Source organism: Nocardia sp. NPDC006630 (assembly GCF_040611495.1).
GTDB lineage: Bacteria > Actinomycetota > Actinomycetes > Mycobacteriales > Mycobacteriaceae > Nocardia.
The window spans coordinates 476,940-493,279 of record NZ_JBEXOK010000003.1 but is presented as its reverse complement, the minus strand read 5'-3'; the positions used below and the strand labels follow the sequence as shown (position 1 = coordinate 493,279).

17 protein-coding genes are annotated in these 16,340 nt (G+C 66.4%); 12 read left to right on the top strand and 5 right to left on the bottom strand.

Annotated elements, in window-relative coordinates:
• The 3 genes from ABZX86_RS10350 to ABZX86_RS10340 all read left to right on the top strand — a co-directional run bounded on the left by ABZX86_RS10350 (position 1) and on the right by ABZX86_RS10340 (position 2,766).
• Positions 1-312 (top strand): urease subunit beta, encoded by a 312-nt coding sequence (locus ABZX86_RS10350; RefSeq protein WP_355122077.1) that lies wholly within the window; start codon positions 1-3, stop codon positions 310-312.
• Positions 312-2,033: an urease subunit alpha gene (locus tag ABZX86_RS10345; protein ID WP_355122075.1), complete on the top strand. Its 1,722-nt coding sequence runs from the start codon at positions 312-314 to the stop codon at positions 2,031-2,033. The genes ABZX86_RS10350 and ABZX86_RS10345 overlap by 1 nt, the downstream gene beginning before the upstream one ends.
• A gap of 64 nt (positions 2,034-2,097) precedes the next feature.
• Positions 2,098-2,766 (top strand): O-methyltransferase, encoded by a 669-nt coding sequence (locus ABZX86_RS10340; RefSeq protein WP_355122073.1) that lies wholly within the window; start codon positions 2,098-2,100, stop codon positions 2,764-2,766.
• Here ABZX86_RS10340 and ABZX86_RS10335 read toward each other — a convergent pair whose 3' ends face one another.
• Positions 2,767-3,321 (bottom strand): PadR family transcriptional regulator, encoded by a 555-nt coding sequence (locus tag ABZX86_RS10335; RefSeq protein ID WP_355122071.1) that lies wholly within the window; start codon positions 3,319-3,321, stop codon positions 2,767-2,769.
• A 96-nt stretch (positions 3,322-3,417) separates the two neighbouring features.
• On the opposite strand from ABZX86_RS10335, the gene ABZX86_RS10330 reads away from it, so the two are divergent.
• Together ABZX86_RS10330 and ABZX86_RS10325 are read left to right on the top strand one after the other, a co-directional pair.
• Complete coding sequence (locus ABZX86_RS10330) at positions 3,418-3,816, top strand: nuclear transport factor 2 family protein (RefSeq protein WP_355122069.1); 399 nt, start codon at positions 3,418-3,420, stop codon at positions 3,814-3,816.
• Positions 3,817-3,868: 52 nt separating this feature from the next.
• A complete protein-coding gene (locus tag ABZX86_RS10325) occupies positions 3,869-4,279 on the top strand; it encodes a YchJ family metal-binding protein (RefSeq protein ID WP_355122067.1) in 411 nt (136 codons plus the stop codon).
• A gap of 135 nt (positions 4,280-4,414) precedes the next feature.
• On the opposite strand, the gene ABZX86_RS10320 is transcribed toward ABZX86_RS10325, so the two are convergent.
• Positions 4,415-5,083: a TetR family transcriptional regulator gene (locus tag ABZX86_RS10320; RefSeq protein WP_355122065.1), complete on the bottom strand. Its 669-nt coding sequence runs from the start codon at positions 5,081-5,083 to the stop codon at positions 4,415-4,417.
• 121 nt (positions 5,084-5,204) lie between these two features.
• On the opposite strand from ABZX86_RS10320, the gene ABZX86_RS10315 reads away from it, so the two are divergent.
• Entirely contained in the window at positions 5,205-6,671 is a 1,467-nt protein-coding gene (locus ABZX86_RS10315) for an MFS transporter (RefSeq protein ID WP_355122064.1), read from the top strand.
• Between the two features lie 90 nt (positions 6,672-6,761).
• A complete protein-coding gene (locus ABZX86_RS10310) occupies positions 6,762-7,652 on the top strand; it encodes an SDR family NAD(P)-dependent oxidoreductase (protein WP_355122062.1) in 891 nt (296 codons plus the stop codon).
• Between the two features lie 40 nt (positions 7,653-7,692).
• Here ABZX86_RS10310 and ABZX86_RS10305 read toward each other — a convergent pair whose 3' ends face one another.
• Positions 7,693-8,115, bottom strand: coding sequence for a hypothetical protein (locus ABZX86_RS10305; protein ID WP_355122060.1), 423 nt, complete (start codon positions 8,113-8,115; stop codon positions 7,693-7,695).
• A gap of 263 nt (positions 8,116-8,378) precedes the next feature.
• Here ABZX86_RS10305 and ABZX86_RS10300 point away from each other — a divergent pair, with 263 nt between their 5' ends.
• Positions 8,379-8,624: a hypothetical protein gene (locus ABZX86_RS10300; RefSeq protein WP_355122058.1), complete on the top strand. Its 246-nt coding sequence runs from the start codon at positions 8,379-8,381 to the stop codon at positions 8,622-8,624.
• A gap of 175 nt (positions 8,625-8,799) precedes the next feature.
• Here ABZX86_RS10300 and ABZX86_RS10295 read toward each other — a convergent pair whose 3' ends face one another.
• Positions 8,800-9,003, bottom strand: a complete 204-nt coding sequence (locus ABZX86_RS10295) for a DUF397 domain-containing protein (RefSeq protein WP_355122056.1) — start codon at positions 9,001-9,003, stop codon at positions 8,800-8,802.
• Positions 8,993-9,898 carry a helix-turn-helix transcriptional regulator gene (locus tag ABZX86_RS10290; protein ID WP_355122055.1) on the bottom strand — a complete coding sequence of 302 codons (906 nt, stop codon included), beginning with the start codon at positions 9,896-9,898 and terminating at the stop codon, positions 8,993-8,995. Before ABZX86_RS10290 ends, ABZX86_RS10295 begins: the two co-directional genes overlap by 11 nt.
• A gap of 190 nt (positions 9,899-10,088) precedes the next feature.
• Here ABZX86_RS10290 and ABZX86_RS10285 point away from each other — a divergent pair, with 190 nt between their 5' ends.
• From ABZX86_RS10285 to ABZX86_RS10270, 4 genes are all read left to right on the top strand, one after another.
• Complete coding sequence (locus ABZX86_RS10285) at positions 10,089-10,415, top strand: hypothetical protein (RefSeq protein ID WP_355122053.1); 327 nt, start codon at positions 10,089-10,091, stop codon at positions 10,413-10,415.
• 154 nt (positions 10,416-10,569) lie between these two features.
• Positions 10,570-13,434, top strand: a complete 2,865-nt coding sequence (locus ABZX86_RS10280; protein ID WP_355122051.1) for a tetratricopeptide repeat protein — start codon at positions 10,570-10,572, stop codon at positions 13,432-13,434.
• Positions 13,435-13,460: 26 nt separating this feature from the next.
• Positions 13,461-13,847: a hypothetical protein gene (locus ABZX86_RS10275; protein WP_355122049.1), complete on the top strand. Its 387-nt coding sequence runs from the start codon at positions 13,461-13,463 to the stop codon at positions 13,845-13,847.
• Positions 13,847-16,339, top strand: coding sequence for an Hsp70 family protein (locus tag ABZX86_RS10270; protein ID WP_355122047.1), 2,493 nt, complete (start codon positions 13,847-13,849; stop codon positions 16,337-16,339). Before ABZX86_RS10275 ends, ABZX86_RS10270 begins: the two co-directional genes overlap by 1 nt.
• Position 16,340: the final 1 nt, after the last annotated feature.

The window sequence follows — 16,340 nt, the reverse complement described above, 5'->3', positions numbered from 1 at the left end:
GTGATTCCTGGTGAATACCTCTGTGCCGAGGGCACGATCGAGCTCAATGCCGGAGCCGAACGCATCGAACTCGACGTCGTGAATACCGGCGACCGCCCGGTCCAGGTCGGCAGCCATGTGCACTTCCCGCAGTCGAACTCGGCCCTGGACTTCGATCGCGACGCCGCGCACGGCCGCCGCCTCGATATTCCGGCCGGCACCGCGGTGCGCTTCGAACCCGGTCTGGGCCAGCGGGTTTCGCTGGTCCCGCTGGGCGGCAATCGTGAAGTGCACGGAATCAGCCTGACTCCTCCCGGAAAGCTGGATGCCTGATGGCCGAACTCTCCCGCGCCCGGTACGCCGAACTCTTCGGCCCCACCACCGGCGATCGGATTCGCCTGGCGGACACCGATCTGCTCATCGAGATCACCGAAGACCGCAGTGGCGGACCGGGACTCGCCGGTGACGAGGCGGTCTTCGGCGGCGGCAAGGTGCTGCGCGAATCCATGGGCCAGGCGCGGGCGACCCGCGCCGAGGGGACTCCCGATACCGTCATCACCGGTGCGGTGATCGTCGATCACTGGGGAATCATCAAGGCCGACATCGGTATTCGGGACGGGCGCATTTGCGCGATCGGCAAGGCCGGTAACCCCGACACCATGACCGGGGTGCATCCGGATCTGGTGGTCGGGCCCTCGACGGAGATCATCGCGGGCAACGGGCGCATCGTCACCGCGGGCGCCATCGACTGTCACGTGCACTTCATCTGCCCGCAGCTGCTGGAAGAGGCGATGGGCGGCGGCATCACCACCCTCGTCGGCGGTGGCACCGGTCCGGCCGAGGGCTCCAAGGCCACCACTGTCACGCCGGGCGCCTGGCATCTGGGCCGCATGCTCGAGGCCACCGACGGATGGCCGATGAACATTGTGCTGCTGGGCAAGGGCAATACCGTGCGCCAGGAAGCCATGTGGGAGCAATTGCGCAGCGGCGCAGCGGGTTTCAAGCTGCACGAGGACTGGGGGACCACCCCGGCGGCCATCGACGCCTGCCTCACTGTGGCGGATGCCTCGGGTGTGCAGGTGGCACTGCACTCGGACACCTTGAACGAGGCCGGATTCGTCGAGGACACCCTGGCCGCCATTCGCGGCCGGGCCATCCACTCCTATCACACCGAGGGTGCGGGCGGCGGGCACGCGCCCGACATCATCACTGTCGCAGCGCATCTCAATGTGCTGCCCAGCTCCACCAATCCGACGCGGCCGCATACGGTCAATACCCTCGACGAGCATCTGGACATGCTCATGGTGTGCCATCACCTGAGCCCGTCCATTCCGGAGGATCTGGCCTTCGCGGAGAGCCGGATTCGGCCCTCCACCATCGCGGCGGAGGATCTGCTGCACGATATGGGCGCGATCTCCATGATCGGCAGCGACTCCCAGGCCATGGGCCGCATCGGCGAGGTGGTCATGCGCACCTGGCAGACCGCGCACGTGATGAAGCGGCGTCGCGGCGCGCTGCCGGGAGACGGTGCGGCGGACAATAATCGGGTGCAGCGGTATATCGCGAAGTACACCATCTGCCCGGCGGTCGCCCACGGTCTCGATCACGAGATCGGGTCGGTCGAGGTCGGCAAGCTGGCCGATCTGGTGCTGTGGGAACCGGCGTTCTTCGGGGTGCGCCCGCACGCGGTGCTCAAGGGCGGCATGATCGCCTGGGCCGCCATGGGTGACGCGAACGCCTCCATTCCGACTCCGCAGCCGGTGCTGCCGCGACCCATGTTCGGCGCATCGCCCGCGGTGGCGGCGGGGACCTCGTTGCACTTCGTGTCCGAGCAGGCCATCGAGGACGGACTCGCCGATCGGCTCCGGGTCAATCGGAAGCTGGTGCCGGTGGCCAATGTTCGCAAGCGGACCAAGGCGCATATGCCGCGCAATGACGCCATGCCGCGCATCGAGGTCGATCCCGACACCTTCACCGTGCGCATCGACGGCGAGGTGTGGGCGGAGGAGCCGGCCACGGAACTGCCGATGGCGCAGCGCTACTTCCTGTTCTGAGTCACCCGATCACACCGAATTAAAGGGAGGCCACCCGCGCTGCGCGGGTGGCAGACTGGCCGGTATGACGACATCAGACTGGGCCGAAGTTGATCGTTATCTGGTGGACACCCTGGTGGGAGACGGGGATTCGGCGACCTTCGCCGCGAATGCGGCCGCCGGGCTGCCCGCCATCGATGTATCACCGCCGCAGGGCAAGTTCCTGTACTTGATCGCCAAGTCCGCGCGGGCGCAGCGGGTGCTCGAGATCGGCACGCTCGGCGGGTACAGCACCACGTGGCTGGCGCGGGCCGTGGGCAAGCAGGGGCAGGTGCTGACCCTGGAGTACGAGCCCAAACATGCCGAGGTGGCGCGGGCGAATCTGGATCGCTCCGGGGTGGGGGACCGGGTCGAGATCCGGGTCGGCGCCGCGCTGGACAGTCTGCCGGTGCTGGTCGAGGAGCACCCGGAGCCGTTCGACCTGGTGTTCATCGATGCCGACAAGGTCAATAACGCGAACTATGTGCAGTGGGCATTGCGGCTGACCAAGCCGGGTTCGGTCATCATCGTCGACAATGTGGTCCGCAATGGCGGCATCGCGAATGCGGATTCGCCGGATGCGGCCGTGCGAGCCAGCCGCGAGGTCATCGAATTGCTCGATGCCGAACCGCGATTGGAAGCCACCGTGCTGCAGACCGTCGGCGGTAAGGGCTGGGACGGATTCGCCTATGCCCTCGTGACCGACGGCGAGTAATCACTCCCGCGCGCCCGGCCCGCCGTCGGGATGCGCGGCGAGATCCTCCCAGAAGTCGACGTACGCCTGCTCGTGGCCGATGCCCAGCCGCAGGATGCGCGCCCGCGATACCGCCCGTTCGCTGTCCTCCGGATCGATCTCCGCCTGTAGTTTCCGGTAGAGATCGAGCCAGCGGCGGTGTTCGGCGGCCTGCTTGTGTGCCAGTGCGACAACGTCTCCGGGACCGCCGAGATCGGCGAAGAAGAGCTTCACCTGCGCCGGATCCCGGGTCTCGGGCGGCGGTGCGCTGGGATCGGCCAGCCAGCGGGTCAATTCGGCGCGGCCGGCGTCGGTCAGATGGAAGACCCGCCGACGCCGGCCGCCGGTCTCGGCTTCCTCGTGCAGCAATCCCTGCTCGGCCAGCCGCGGCGGGATGCGATACAACTGAGCATGCGGGATCGGCCAGAAGTATTCGACGCTCTCCTCGATCCGGGCCTTGAGCTCGTACGGGGTGAGCGGCCCGTGCCTGGCGATCAATCCCAGCACTATGTGGTCCTGGTGGCCGACCTCCGTCATACCGCAGCTCCTTCGCTCGCCCCATTGACACCGTATCGCTGAGACTATAGCTTAAGTGCTGCGAGACCGTATCAAAGAGACTATTGAGGAGTGTGGATGCGCGACTTCGGCATCGAGCTGTACGACCGGTGGACCGATCTGTGGAACGGCGAGCTGTCCGCCGAGGAGATCATGGCCCCGGAATTCACCCTGCGTTACGCCCAGCCCGGCGCGACCGTCTACGACGATATTCACGATGCGAAAGCCTTTGCCGCGCAGATCGACACCTTCCGCGCGCAGCTTCCCGGCGTGCGATTCGCACCGCAGGGTCCCGGCGTCGTCGACATGGACGACACCCGAACGGGATTGGTAGCCCGGCCCTACGGTGTGCAGTTCACCGGTCGCGATGGCACACTCACCGAGCTCAGCGGCACCGACATTCTGCGCGCCGAGAACGGCCGAATCGTCGAGGTCTGGTCGGTATCGGGCGGTCTGGTCGGGCGCAGCTTCTACTGAGCACGCGGTACCGCCGGTCGAATACGTGAATCGGGCGCGGACAATGGACCGCATGGCGAAGCATCGCAAACCCCAGCCGATTCCCGCGGCCTGCCCCTGCGGGCTACCCGCGAACTATGTGGATTGCTGCGGCCGTCTGCACCGCGGTGAGGCGCAGGCGAAGACCGCCGAACAGCTGATGCGCTCGCGTTTCAGCGCCTTCGCGGTCCGCGACGAGGCATATCTGCTGCGCAGCTGGGACCCCGGCACGCGCCCCGCCGATGTCGACTTCGATCCCGGAATGCTCTGGGAGCGACTGGAAATCCTCGAGGCCACCGGCGGCGGACCGTTCCACACCGAAGGCACCGTCGAATTCCGCGCCCACTACCGATCCCACGGCACCCCGGGCGACCTCCACGAAAACAGCCGCTTCCGCCGCGACGGCGGCGCCTGGGTCTACCTCGACGGCATCATCGAGAACTGAGCTATGGCGGGGGCGGTTGCGTGCGTTCGATCGGCGCACAGGCGGTGCGCGCTTGCAGCGTGTGCAAACTTGCGGCGAATGTCGCCCATCGGTGTTCATTCGATGCTGCGGCGCTGGATGTTTCGGGGTGTGGCGCTACCGCCGGGCGCGGGATTCGAAGCCGTCGCAGAGGGCGCTGAGGCCGGAGTCGAGGAGGGCTTGGGGGTCCAGTAGGTCGTCGCCGCCGGTGCCGTGGAGTTCGATGAGCGCGGGCGGTGCGGGCCAGCGGGGTTCGCCTTCGAGGAGGGCGGTGAGGCCGGAGGATTCTTCGGGTTCGCTGTCACGGCCTATGAGCAGGCGGGCGCTGACGTGTTGCAGTGCTACCCCGGCGATATAGCTCCAGACGGACAGGGACATGCGGGTGGCTTCGCGGGTGCTGACGCCGAGTTCGTTGAATCCTTCGACGAGCCAGTTCAATACGAGCAGGCTGTTCTCGCCGAAGTTGTAGCGCGGGACCGCGAAGGTGAACAGGACCCAGGGGTGTTCGCGGTACAGCCGCCAATCCACCTCGGCGGCGATGCGCACGCGATCTCGCCAGGTCCAGTCCTGTCCCTCGGCCGAGGGGTAGGGGTTGCGGCGGGACACCTCGTCGGTCATGGCGGCCAGCAGTGCGTCTTTATTGGGGACGTGGCGGTAGAGCGACATGGCTCCCGCGCCCATGCTGTCGGCAATGCGGCGCATGGACAGGGCATCGATTCCGGACTCGTCGGCCAGGGTGATGGCGGCGTCGACGATGGCGGCCCGGGTGAGCTTGGCCTCGGTCATCGGACGAATTATTTCCTTTCACGCACCGGTATGCGTACACTGTACTCTGACCGTGCGTACGACGTACGCGCACACGTTCTGCAAAGACTTCATTCGAATCGAAATCAGCTGAGGATAGGTGATGACCCGCACTCTCGCGCGCCCTGACGCGACGACTTCGCGCCGCGCCTGGTTCGGACTGGCGGTACTGCTGCTGCCGGTACTGCTGGTGTCCATGGACATGTCGGTGCTGTACCTGGCCATGCCCACGCTGACCGAGGCGCTGGATCCGTCCGCGACTCAGCAGCTCTGGATTCTCGATATCTACGGCTTCATGATCGCCGGTCTGCTCATCACCATGGGCAATCTGGGCGACCGGATCGGCCGGCGCAATATTCTGCTCATCGGTGCGACCGTCTTCGGACTGGCCTCGGTGCTCGCGGCGTTCGCGCCGAGCGCCTCGGTGCTGATCGCGGCGCGGGCGCTCATGGGTGTCGGCGGTGCGACGCTGCTGCCCTCCAGTCTTGCCTTGATCTCCACCATGTTCCCCGACGTGCGGGCGCGCGCCACCGCCATCGGCGTCTGGACCGCATTCTTCGCGGGCGGCTCGGCGGTCGGCCCGATCATCGGCGGCGTACTGCTGCACCACTTCTCGTGGGGTTCGGTCTTCCTGATCAATACGCCGGTGCTGGTGGTCCTGCTGGTCTTCGGGCCGCTGCTGCTGCCCGAGCATCGCGCGGCGGGTCGCGGGCCACTGGATCTGCCGAGCGTGGGCCTGTCCATCGGCGGCATTCTGCCCATCGTCTTCGCCATCAAGCACTGTGCGGCCGAGGGATTCGATCTTCCGGTGGTCGGCATCGGACTCATCGGTGTCCTGCTGCTCATCGCCTTCGTGCGCAGGCAGCGGCATCTCACCGAACCGCTCCTGGATCTGAGCCTGTTCCGCAACGGCTTGTTCTCGGTGGCCATCGGGTCCAGCACGATCGGCATGCTCGCCCTCGCCGGTATGAGCTATCTGACCAGCGTCTACCTGCAGTCGGTCACCGGCCGCGACGCGCTCGGCGCTGCGCTGCTGGGTATTCCGATGGCCGTGGTGGTCTTCGTCTGCTCGGTGAGCGGTGCGCGGGTCGGGCGCCGGCTGGGCATCCGGACCGCCTTCGTGCTGGCGCTGGGCCTGGCCGCGCTGGGCAATCTCATGCTGCTCGGTGTCGGCGTGGACGGTGGTATCGGCTGGTATGTGGCCGGAACCGTGGTGGCCGGTGCCGGTTTCGGTATGGCGTTCACGCTGGTGTCGGAGGTGGCGGTGGCTGCGGTGCCGCCCGAGCGCGCCGGATCCGCGGTGGGCATCTCCGAGACCAGTTTCGAACTCGGCAACGGTCTGGGCCTGGCACTGCTGGGTTCGCTTGCGGCACTGGTCTTCCGGTCCGGCGGTGACTTCGGGCCGACGCTGGGGGACACCCTGACCCATGCCGATGGCGACACCGCGCTGATCGATTCGGCCCGGGACTCCTTCGTGCACGGCATGCATGTGGCCACCACAGCCGGCGCAGTGCTGCTGGCCGGTATGGCGGTGATCGCCGTGCTCAGCGGTCGAAAATCGCGCTCGTGAAGTCGGACGTCCGGTATCGGAAGTGCCTCGCGCCCTGGGTATTTCCACTCAACCCCAGTTATGGACCGGTCGGGCGGTTACAGTCGAGGCGTGGGTGAGAACTCGACGCCGGAGCCCGACGATCAGGCCGGTTCGAACGGCCGTCCCCTCGCGGAACGGGTCGCGACCAGGCTCTTCTATCCGACCACCCGACCCCGCGACAAGGCCCTGCGCGATGCGGTCGCCGGCCGCGTGGTGCTGGTGACCGGGGCATCACACGGTATCGGCAAGGCTTCGGCGAAGAAGCTGGCCGCGGGCGGCGCGACCGTACTGCTGGTCGCGCGCACGCTCGACGATCTCGAACAGGTGGCCGCCGAGATTCGTGAGGAGGGTGGGACGGCGCATGTCTATCAGGCTGATCTCACCGAGATGGATGCCGTCGACGAGCTGGGTCGCGATCTGCTCGCCGAGCACGGTCACATCGATGTGGTGATCAATAACGCGGGCAAGTCGATTCGCCGTCCGATCGACGAATCCTACGATCGCTTCCACGATTTCACGCGCACCATCGATATCAATTATCTCGGCCCGGTGCGCCTGCTGCTGGCTCTGCTCCCGAGCATGCGGGAACGCCGGGAGGGGCACATCGTCAATATCTCGACCTGGGGAATCCGCATGCCACCGGCGCCGCGCTGGGCTGCGTACGGCGCCTCGAAGGCCGCCTTCGATATCTGGCTTCGCACCGTGGCCACGGAGATCGCGGTCGACAATGTCACCACGACGTCCATCTATATGCCCCTGGTCCACACCCGGATGAGCGCACCCACCGACTTCTCCGGCGTCCCCGGTCTCACCGCGGACGAAGCCGCGGACCTGGTGTGCCATGCCGTCGTTTCACGTCCTCCGGAAATCTCCCCGTGGTGGACGGGCCCTGTGCAGGCGTGGAGCGATCTGCGGCGCGGTGCGGCGCAGCGCTTGATGGAACGCGGTTTCCGCCGCTGAATTCTGGCCCCGAGTGGTTTTCGGGCGCACCGATATCGCGTCAGGATCGGACGTAGTCGAATGACCGGGCGTTCTGGTCGAGTGAGGTGAATGCGGTGACTTGGGAACCGGGGGCGGCGCAGGCGAATGTCATGCTTTTCACCGCTGCGGTGGCCGCCCGGGCGTCGGCGGAACCATTGTCCGACATGCGCATGGCGGCGGTGAATCCGCCCGTGGGGATTATCGCGTAGATGCCGGAGCCATTCCCGTGTCGATCGCTGCGGAAGGTTATGCCGCCCGCGCCGTCGAATTGCAGCACATTGAACGCGCCTTCTTGCGCGGTGAACTCGCCTTTGACGTCGCTGAGGTCGGTGCCGCATCCCCCGGTGGCGGTGCTCGCGGGCGCGCTGCAGGTCAGCGCGGCGCAAGCGCCGATCGCCAGTACCACGAGCGCGGCGGTTCTCGAACCAGGTCCAGCCGTCATGCCGTTCCCTTCCCGGTCAAGATATCGCCATTCACTGAACCTCACGGACGTTCGAGTTCCCGTGCGACACGCCGGGAGACTGCCGAAAACCTTTCATTGCCACGTCAGCGGCGTGTTCGAGTGAAAAGGGCTTGTTCCGCCGGTCTGCGGCCTTGTACCGCAACGGAATTCATTGCTCCCACAGCGAATTGATCCATTCGTGACATTCCGTGCAGGTGTCGGTTCCCTCGAATTGTGTTGAGCTGGTTGTACGGTCGTACCCCATGACGCAAAAGCAGCTCATCGGCCGGCTTGTCGCAGCGTTCGCGTGTGCCGCCGTGGTCACATTGAACCCCTCTGCCGCATGGAGCTCCGGTGACGTAGGAGCTCCGCCCCCCGCCGCCGGTCCCGGCGGTTCCAACCACGGATCCACCCCCGCCGGCGGTGGTGCCGAACACCCGGTCCCCGCCCCCGAACGTATCGTCCCCGTACCCCCGCCGTCGGGCGGCCTGCTCTGCCCCACCCCCTAAACCTGATCACAACCTGCCGGTCCTTCGGAGAGCTGCGCTCCGTCCGTTTGCTGGATTATGCACTCGCTCAGCAGGATTCGATGTGGCATCCTCGAGTGCCTGATCGCAAGACCCGATGCCCGGCCCAGTGATCTGGGCTGGGCATTTCTTGATTCAGGAGTGCCGATCGGCGGGGCTACCGGCTCTCGGCGACTTCGACGATGAACGGCAGGAACGCTGACCAGTCCCCGGAGGCGAAGGTCAGGGCTGGGCCGGTCGGGTTCGTCGAGTCGCGGATGCCGACCCTGCCCTCGTCCAGCCAGGCCACTTCGACGCACTGGCCGCCTGATTCGCTGTGGCTGCTTTTGAACCAGTGCGCTCCGGGCAGGTCAGTAATCACGTTCGTGCTCCTTCGCTACCCGGCGCAGTAGGTCTCGAGTGTCGTTCTCGCTCAGGCACGAATCTCGAATGCCGGAGGCGAGTTCATCGTAGCGCTGGATTTCGTCGGGCTTCTCGAGGTAGACGTCGCTGCTGGGTCCGCCCTCGAGATAGACGATGGGCGGCTCGACCGGTTTGCCGCGACTGTCGATGCCGAAGTCGAGGAGGACGAATTGGCCGTGCAGAATGCCCCAGGTGAGGCCGGCGTCGTAGGGGTGGATGCGGATGGAGACGGTGGGAAGTTTGCCGATTTCGGCGAGGTGGCGTAGCTGGGTCGCCATGACTTTGCGGTTGCCGATGACTCGGTGCAGCGCGGATTCGTGCAGGAGCACTTCGATGCCGAGCCGCCCGGATCTGCGGGTGACTATGTGCTGTCGCCGCATTCGCACTTCGACGCGGCGTTCGATGTCCTCGGATGTGCCGTCACGGTAGAACGCGCCGATCAAAGCCCTTGCGTAGTCGCGGGTTTGGAGTAGTCCGGGCACCTGTTCGTGATAGAAGACCAGGTGTCGCGCCGAGGCCTCGAGTCCGATGTACATATTGAATTCATTGCTGAACAACCCGCCGAAGGCGTGATACCAGCTCTTCGATCTGGCCTGTTCGGCGAGTTCGATCGCCTGGGTGCTGTCCGCCGGATCCACACCGTAGACCTCGCACAATGCCCGCACATCCTGCTTCTGAATGCGTTGATTGCGCCCGGCCTCCAGCCGCTGCAGTGCCGATTTCGACAGATCCGCGAGCTTGGCCGCCACCTCGATCGTCAGCCCGTCCTTTTCCCGTTCCTCGCGTAGCAGGCGGCCGAGTTGCCGTCGGGGGAGTGTTGATGCCGCCCCGTCGTCATCGTCATTGCTGGTCATCGGTTCTACCTTCGGTCTGCGGACTCGAATCAACCGTGTTCAGTCAGTGATTCCGTTGTACCGCGTACGTGGGTCGGGTCGTGGGTGAATGGGCGGATTCTCCCCGGGATCCCATTTTCGCTGAATTCGCAAGGGTGCCAATGGTGTGCTGGTTCCACCGCACTTGCCCGAATCACGGGAGGTTCCAACGATGTTCGGCTCCGAGATGGACAGCACGAGCGAGGTCGAAGTTCGTGTGCTTTGTGAAGTGATCGAGGCGGTCGACGGGTGGCTGCGGGAGTACGAGCGGGCCGGGCGGCCGGTCAACGCACCGCGGGCGCAGGTGTACGCCAGTGTTATCCACGCTGTTCTGGCCAGTGCCCGGGCCGGGGGCTACTACGGGCCCGGGAGTCTGGCGAGCGCCCCGCTGCTGGACGCGATCCTCGCGGGCCCCGAGATAAATTCCTGGGACGATGCGGTCCTGGCCGTGCTCATGCCGAGCGTCGAGAGCCGGGAGGTCGTGGAGGGCACGATCTGAAAGATCAAGGGTGACAAGCTCGCTGCGTACGAATCGGATCGGTCGCGCCTGTCGGGGGCCATGGGTAGCATGTGCGGCGAACGGGTCGGCGGGGCGTTTTCGATCACTGCATCACAGTGGCCACCGCGATCCTGGGGAGGAGAGTGGGGGCGCTGTGGTGACTAGTGAGCTGCACGACCGGGCGGCGACCGGGGACGCCGCCGCCATGCACGATCTCGGTTATGCCTTGGAGAAGGCGGATCCGCCCGATCTGATCGAAGCGTCGGAATGGTACGAGCGGGCGGCGGCGGGCGGTCATCGCTGTGCCATGAACGATCTCGGCAGGCTGGCCGAGAACAAGAGCCCGCGCGATGTGCGGGCGGCGCGCGAATGGTACGAAAGAGCTGCCGCGGCAGGTCATGTCGATGCGTACTTCCGGCTCGGCTTTCTGCTCGCGGAGCTCGTCGAACCACCCGACCGGATCGCCTCGCTCGAGTGGTACATCAAGGCCGCCGAAAACGGCAGTAACACAGCCATGTACAACCTCGGCCAGATCTACAACTACTCGGTCGATCCGCCGGATTTCGCAGCAGCGCGGCGCTGGTACGAGCAGGCCGCGGCGGCCGGGTACACCGATGCGCTGTTCAAGCTCGCGTACATGCTCGCCGAACGCGTGAATCCGCCGGACTATCGCGGCGCCCGGCAGTGGTACGAGAAGGCCGCCGAAAACGGCAGTGCCGCAGCCATGTACAACATCGGCCAGCTCCACCGGTACAACCTGGAGCCGCACGATATCGCCACCGCCCGCACCTGGTACGAGAAGGCCGCCGCGAGTGGTCATGCGGACGCGCCGTTCGCGCTCGGGGTGCTCGCCGAGGCCGACGGCGATCTGGGCGGCGCGGTCATCTGGTACGAAAAGGCCGCGGCCGCAGGGCAGGCCGGCGCGATGAACAATCTCGGCACGCTGTTCCAGAGCAAGCTGGCGACGCCCAATCTGCCCGCCGCCATCGAATGGTATGAGCGCGCCGCCGTGGCCGGGGACCCGAATGCGCGCAGCAATCTCGCGCGCATACCCGGAACCGCCGCTGCCACAGCGGAACCCAGGCCCGAACTCGTGCGCACCGTACTGCCGGAGCGCATCGCGCGCGCGGTGAGCCCGGAGGCGCCGGCGGGCGCCTCGGCCACCTCGGTCGGCGTGGCAGCGGTGCTGGAGGCCTTCGTGGACGATGCGGCATACGGGCGCAACCCCTTCCGGCTTGCGGGGCTGCGCACGGACGCCGATTCACGCAAACTTCGCAATCGTGTCACCGAGATCGAGGCGGCCGAACGGCTCGGTGCGCCGCTGGCGCGTACGGGAGTATTGCCGGTGACGCCGCTGCCGGATCCGGCCGATGTGAAATCCGCGCTCAACCGCCTGCGCGAACCGGTGAATCGTCTTGTGCAGGAACTGTTCTGGTTCTGGCCCGCCGACGGCGCCGATCCCGCAATGGATTTGCTTGCCCAGGGCGATAGCGTCGGCGCGGAACGCATCTGGGTGGCTCAGGCGGACGGCGACGGCATCGCGGCGCACAATCTCGCGGTCCTGCGGCACGTCCAGGCGCTGGAGACATCGCGCGGTCGGGCACCCGAAACCTGGCTGGATGCGCTGACCGCCTGGGATGCCGCACTCGGCGATGCCGCACTGTGGCAGCGCCTGCGCGCCCGTGCCGCGCGCATCGACGATCGCAGGCTGGGTGAGCTGGTGCTCGCCGAACTACGACAGGCGGTTCCGGTCGCGCTCTTGCGCATCCACACCGAGCTGATCGTGCGTGCCGCGGACGACAACAGCTCCGCGATCGCCGATGTCCATCTCGAAGTGCTCGATCAGTTCGCCACGCAGACGGCCCGGTATCCGAGCATTTTCGGCGCCGCGGTGATCGGCGATGCCCGCGATGCCGCCGTCCGGAAGCTGGCCGCCCGCCTGAAGTCGATCACCGATGAGGCGTTCGATACCGGTGTGAAGCGGCCGGGGGAAGCCAATGCCACGGCGCACCGCATGCTCGATCGCGCCCGCGTTCCCCTGCAGGTGATCGACCGGCTGCGCCCACCACCCGATCCGGTCGGCGCGGGCGCCCACGACGATCTGGTGCAGACCGCGATCTCCTGCGATATCAAGTATTTCAACGAGACCAAGGACGCCGCGGCGAGCGAAGCCCTGCTCGAGCGGCTCGGCCCGGTGGCGACCACGACGGCGACCCGGTCGCGGATGGCTGCCGAATGGGGCAGCACCGCGATGTCCCGCATTGCGGAGTTGATCAGCATCGCGCGCCGCGCCCTCGAGGTGAACGAGGGTTCCGGTGCGCAGACCGCGCGCGACCTGCTCGATCGGACCCGGCTGCCGCTCGCCCGGGTCCGCGCCGTCCACGGTCCCGACGGTGAGCAGACGGCGAAGTGGCAGGACGCGGTCGCCCGTACCGCCACCTCGTGCACGGTGGCGTACTTCAACAAGTCGAGTGATCTCGATACCGCCGAGCAATTGCTGACCCGGATCCGGCTGCTGCCGCGGGGCCGGGATGCGACCGAGTTCGTGCAGGAGCAGTACGCCGCACTCGGCCGAATTCGGCAGCAGCGCACTGCGGCTGCCCAATTGGAGAACAACTGCTGGTATTGCAAGACCAGGCCGAAGGCGGCCGACGGTCATATCCGGGTCGGCCTGCATCGCGATGTGCAGCACACCGTCAACGGCAAGAAGTGGCGGGCGCTGCATATCGATGTGCCCCGGTGCGCTGTCTGCAAGGAGGAGCACCGCCCCGCGGAGCAGCAGCGGACGACCACCGGCGCGATATGCGCACTCTCGTGGCTGGTGGCGTTCTTCGGGCTGCTCATCGGTCTCGGTGCGCACCCGGTGTTGATCGTCGGCGGTATCGCCCTGGTGGTCGCCGTGATTTCGTCGATCATGCTGGGTTCGATGGACAAAGGGGTGCGGGAACACACCATGCGGTTCCCGCACATTACGGACCTGATCGAGCAGGGGTGGAAAAAAGGCGAGCGGCCGGCGTAGCCGTCGCCCGACAGTGGGAGATGTTCATGGACGGCAAGGATTTCCGGCCGGTACTGGTGGAATTGGCGACGGGGGTGTGGCGGCTGCAGGGCAAGCTGGCCGCTGATTATCCGGTTGCCGGGGAGGATCCGGCGAAACTGCTGAGATCGGTGACGCGGCAATTGGAATCGATGGCCGATGCGCTCTCCGATGCGGGTGTGCAGGTGCAGTCACACACCGGAGAACCGTTCGATCCCGGCCAATCGGTGCAGGTGGTCGCCTTCGCACCCTCGGAGTCGGTGGCTCGCGAGACCGTCGTCGAAACCATCACGCCCACGGTGTATCTCGACGGCCACATCGTGCAGATGGGTCAGATCATCGTGGCCACACCGGACACCGGCACGACACACGACATCTCGGAGGACAATCAATAATGGGCCGATCGACGGTTGATTTCGGAATCGATCTGGGCACCACCAACAGTGCCGTCGCCGTATTGCGCGGCGTCGACGCCGATGTGATCAAGAACAATGAGGATTCCGACACCACCCCGTCGGCGGTGTGGATCGATCGCCGCGATCAGCTGCGGGTGGGGCGCGCGGCGAAAGAGCGCAGTGAATCCGATCCGGACAATACTGCCGCCGAGTTCAAGCTGCGCATGGGTACGGCGCGCGAATCGGTGAGCTTCGCGGCCAGTGGGCGCGGGTTGAGTCCGGTGCAGCTGTCCGCGGAAGTGCTCAAATCGCTGCGGGCCGATGTGCGGCAGCGCCTGGGCGAGGATATCGAGGCCGCGGTGGTGACGGTGCCCGCCGCCTTCGATATGAGTGCCTGCGATGCGACACGTGCGGCCGCAGAGGCTGCGGGACTACGGTTTTCGCCGCTGCTGCAGGAGCCGACCGCCGCCGCGCTGGCCTACGGCTTCCAGTCCGCGGACGAGGACGCCCGCTGGCTGGTCTACGACCTCGGCGGCGGCACCTTCGATGCCGCTGTCATCCAACTGCGGGACGGCGAATTCACGGTCCTCAACCATCGCGGCGACAACTACCTCGGTGGCAAGCTGATCGACTGGCGGATTGTCGAGGAGCTGCTGATTCCGGCGGTTCGCGACGAGTTCGGGTTCACCGATCTGGCCCGGGGGTCGGCGCGCTGGCGGGCCGTGGTCAATAAGCTCAAGCTCAATGCCGAGAAGGCGAAAATCCAGCTGTCGCGGTCGAATTCGGCCGATATCGAGATCGAACTGGATGATGGCGACGGGCGCCGGGTCGAGTTCTACTACGAAATGCTGCGTGCGGATGTGGAGCGGTTGACCGAACCGCTGATTACCCGATCGGTGAACCTGTGCCGAAAGGCTGTGGAGGAGGCCCATCTCGGGCCGGGCGATATCAGCAAGCTGATCCTGGTCGGTGGCCCGACGCTGTCGCCGTATCTGCGTGAACACCTCGGCGACGAGCGGCGCGGATTGCGTATTCCGCTCGACTTCAGTCAGGATCCGCTGACCGTGGTCGCGCGTGGTGCCGCGATCTTCGCTGGGACGCAGCGTATTCCGCAGACGTCGGCGCCGGTTGCCGCGCCCGGCGGCTTCACCGTGCAGCTCGAATACCAGCCCGTCGGGCCCGACCGTGAGCCACTGGTCGTCGGCCGGATCGCCGCTGCCAACGGTGATGTGCCGAGTGGTCTCACCATCGAGGCGGTCAATGCCCAGGCGCGGCCGCCGTGGCGCAGTGGCAAGGTGGCCGTGGGTGAGAACGGGGTGTTCAGCACCACTCTGTGGGCGGATACCGGGCGCGCCAATACTTTTGAGCTCGAGCTCACCGATTATGCGGGGGACCGGCGGGCGCTCGAGCCCGCCACGCTGAACTACACGGTCGGCGCTGTGGAGACCCAGCCGCCGCTGATCCACACCATCAGTGTCGGGCTGTCGGACAATTCGACCGTGCGCCTGATCGAGCGCAATACGCCGCTGCCTGCCCGCGCCCGCAAACGCCTGCGCACCTCGGTGGCGATTCATCGCGGCGCCGCGAAGACCGGATTCATTCGAATCCCCGTGGTGGAGGGCGAACATGCGCGCGCCGACCGCAATCGCACCATCGGCTGCCTGGATATCACCGCCGATCAGATCGAACGCAGTGTGCCCGAGGGCAGTGAGATCGAACTGACCCTGGAGATCGACGCCTCACGCATCATGGTCGCCCGCGCGTACCTGCCGTATCTCGATGCCGAATTCGAGAACGTCATCGACCTGCACACCGAAACCCTCCCGGATGCCGGCGATCTGCGCCGGCACACCGAGCAGGAGCTGCGGCGGCTGGAGGAGGTCCGGCAGAAGCACGCCAAGGTCGGCAACCCGACCTCCGGGCTGCTGCTGGAACGTCTCGAAGAGGAGAAGACCGCCAGCGACACGCAGCAGCTCGTCGCCGCCGCGGCCACCGATCCCGATGCCGCGGTCGCCGCCGAGCAGCGCCTGCGCGATCTGCGCGCGGCCATCGACGAGGCCGAAGACGAACTCATGTGGCCGAGTCTTGTTGCCAGAGCGAAGGAAATGCTCGGCTACGTCCGCCCCCGCGTGGACGAGGCCGGTGATGAGGTCTACCGCCGTGAATTCGATCAGCACGAGGTCGCCATCCGCCAGGCCATCGACAGCCGCGCCCCCGACCTGCTCCGCCAGCGCACCTCGGAACTGCTGGGCCTGTGGCGCCGCCTGCTCGACCGCACCGGCGAACTTCAGGTCATCATCTTCGAACGCTTCTGCGCAGACCGCCACACCATGACCGACCTGGTCCTGGCCGACGACCTGATCACCCAGGGCCACACCGCCGTCCGCGCCAACGACCTCCCCCAACTCCGCACCATCAACACCCGCCTCCGCCACCTCATGGAAGAACCCCCCGCCGACCCCGACCCCTTCAGCACCATCCGCGGCGCCTGAC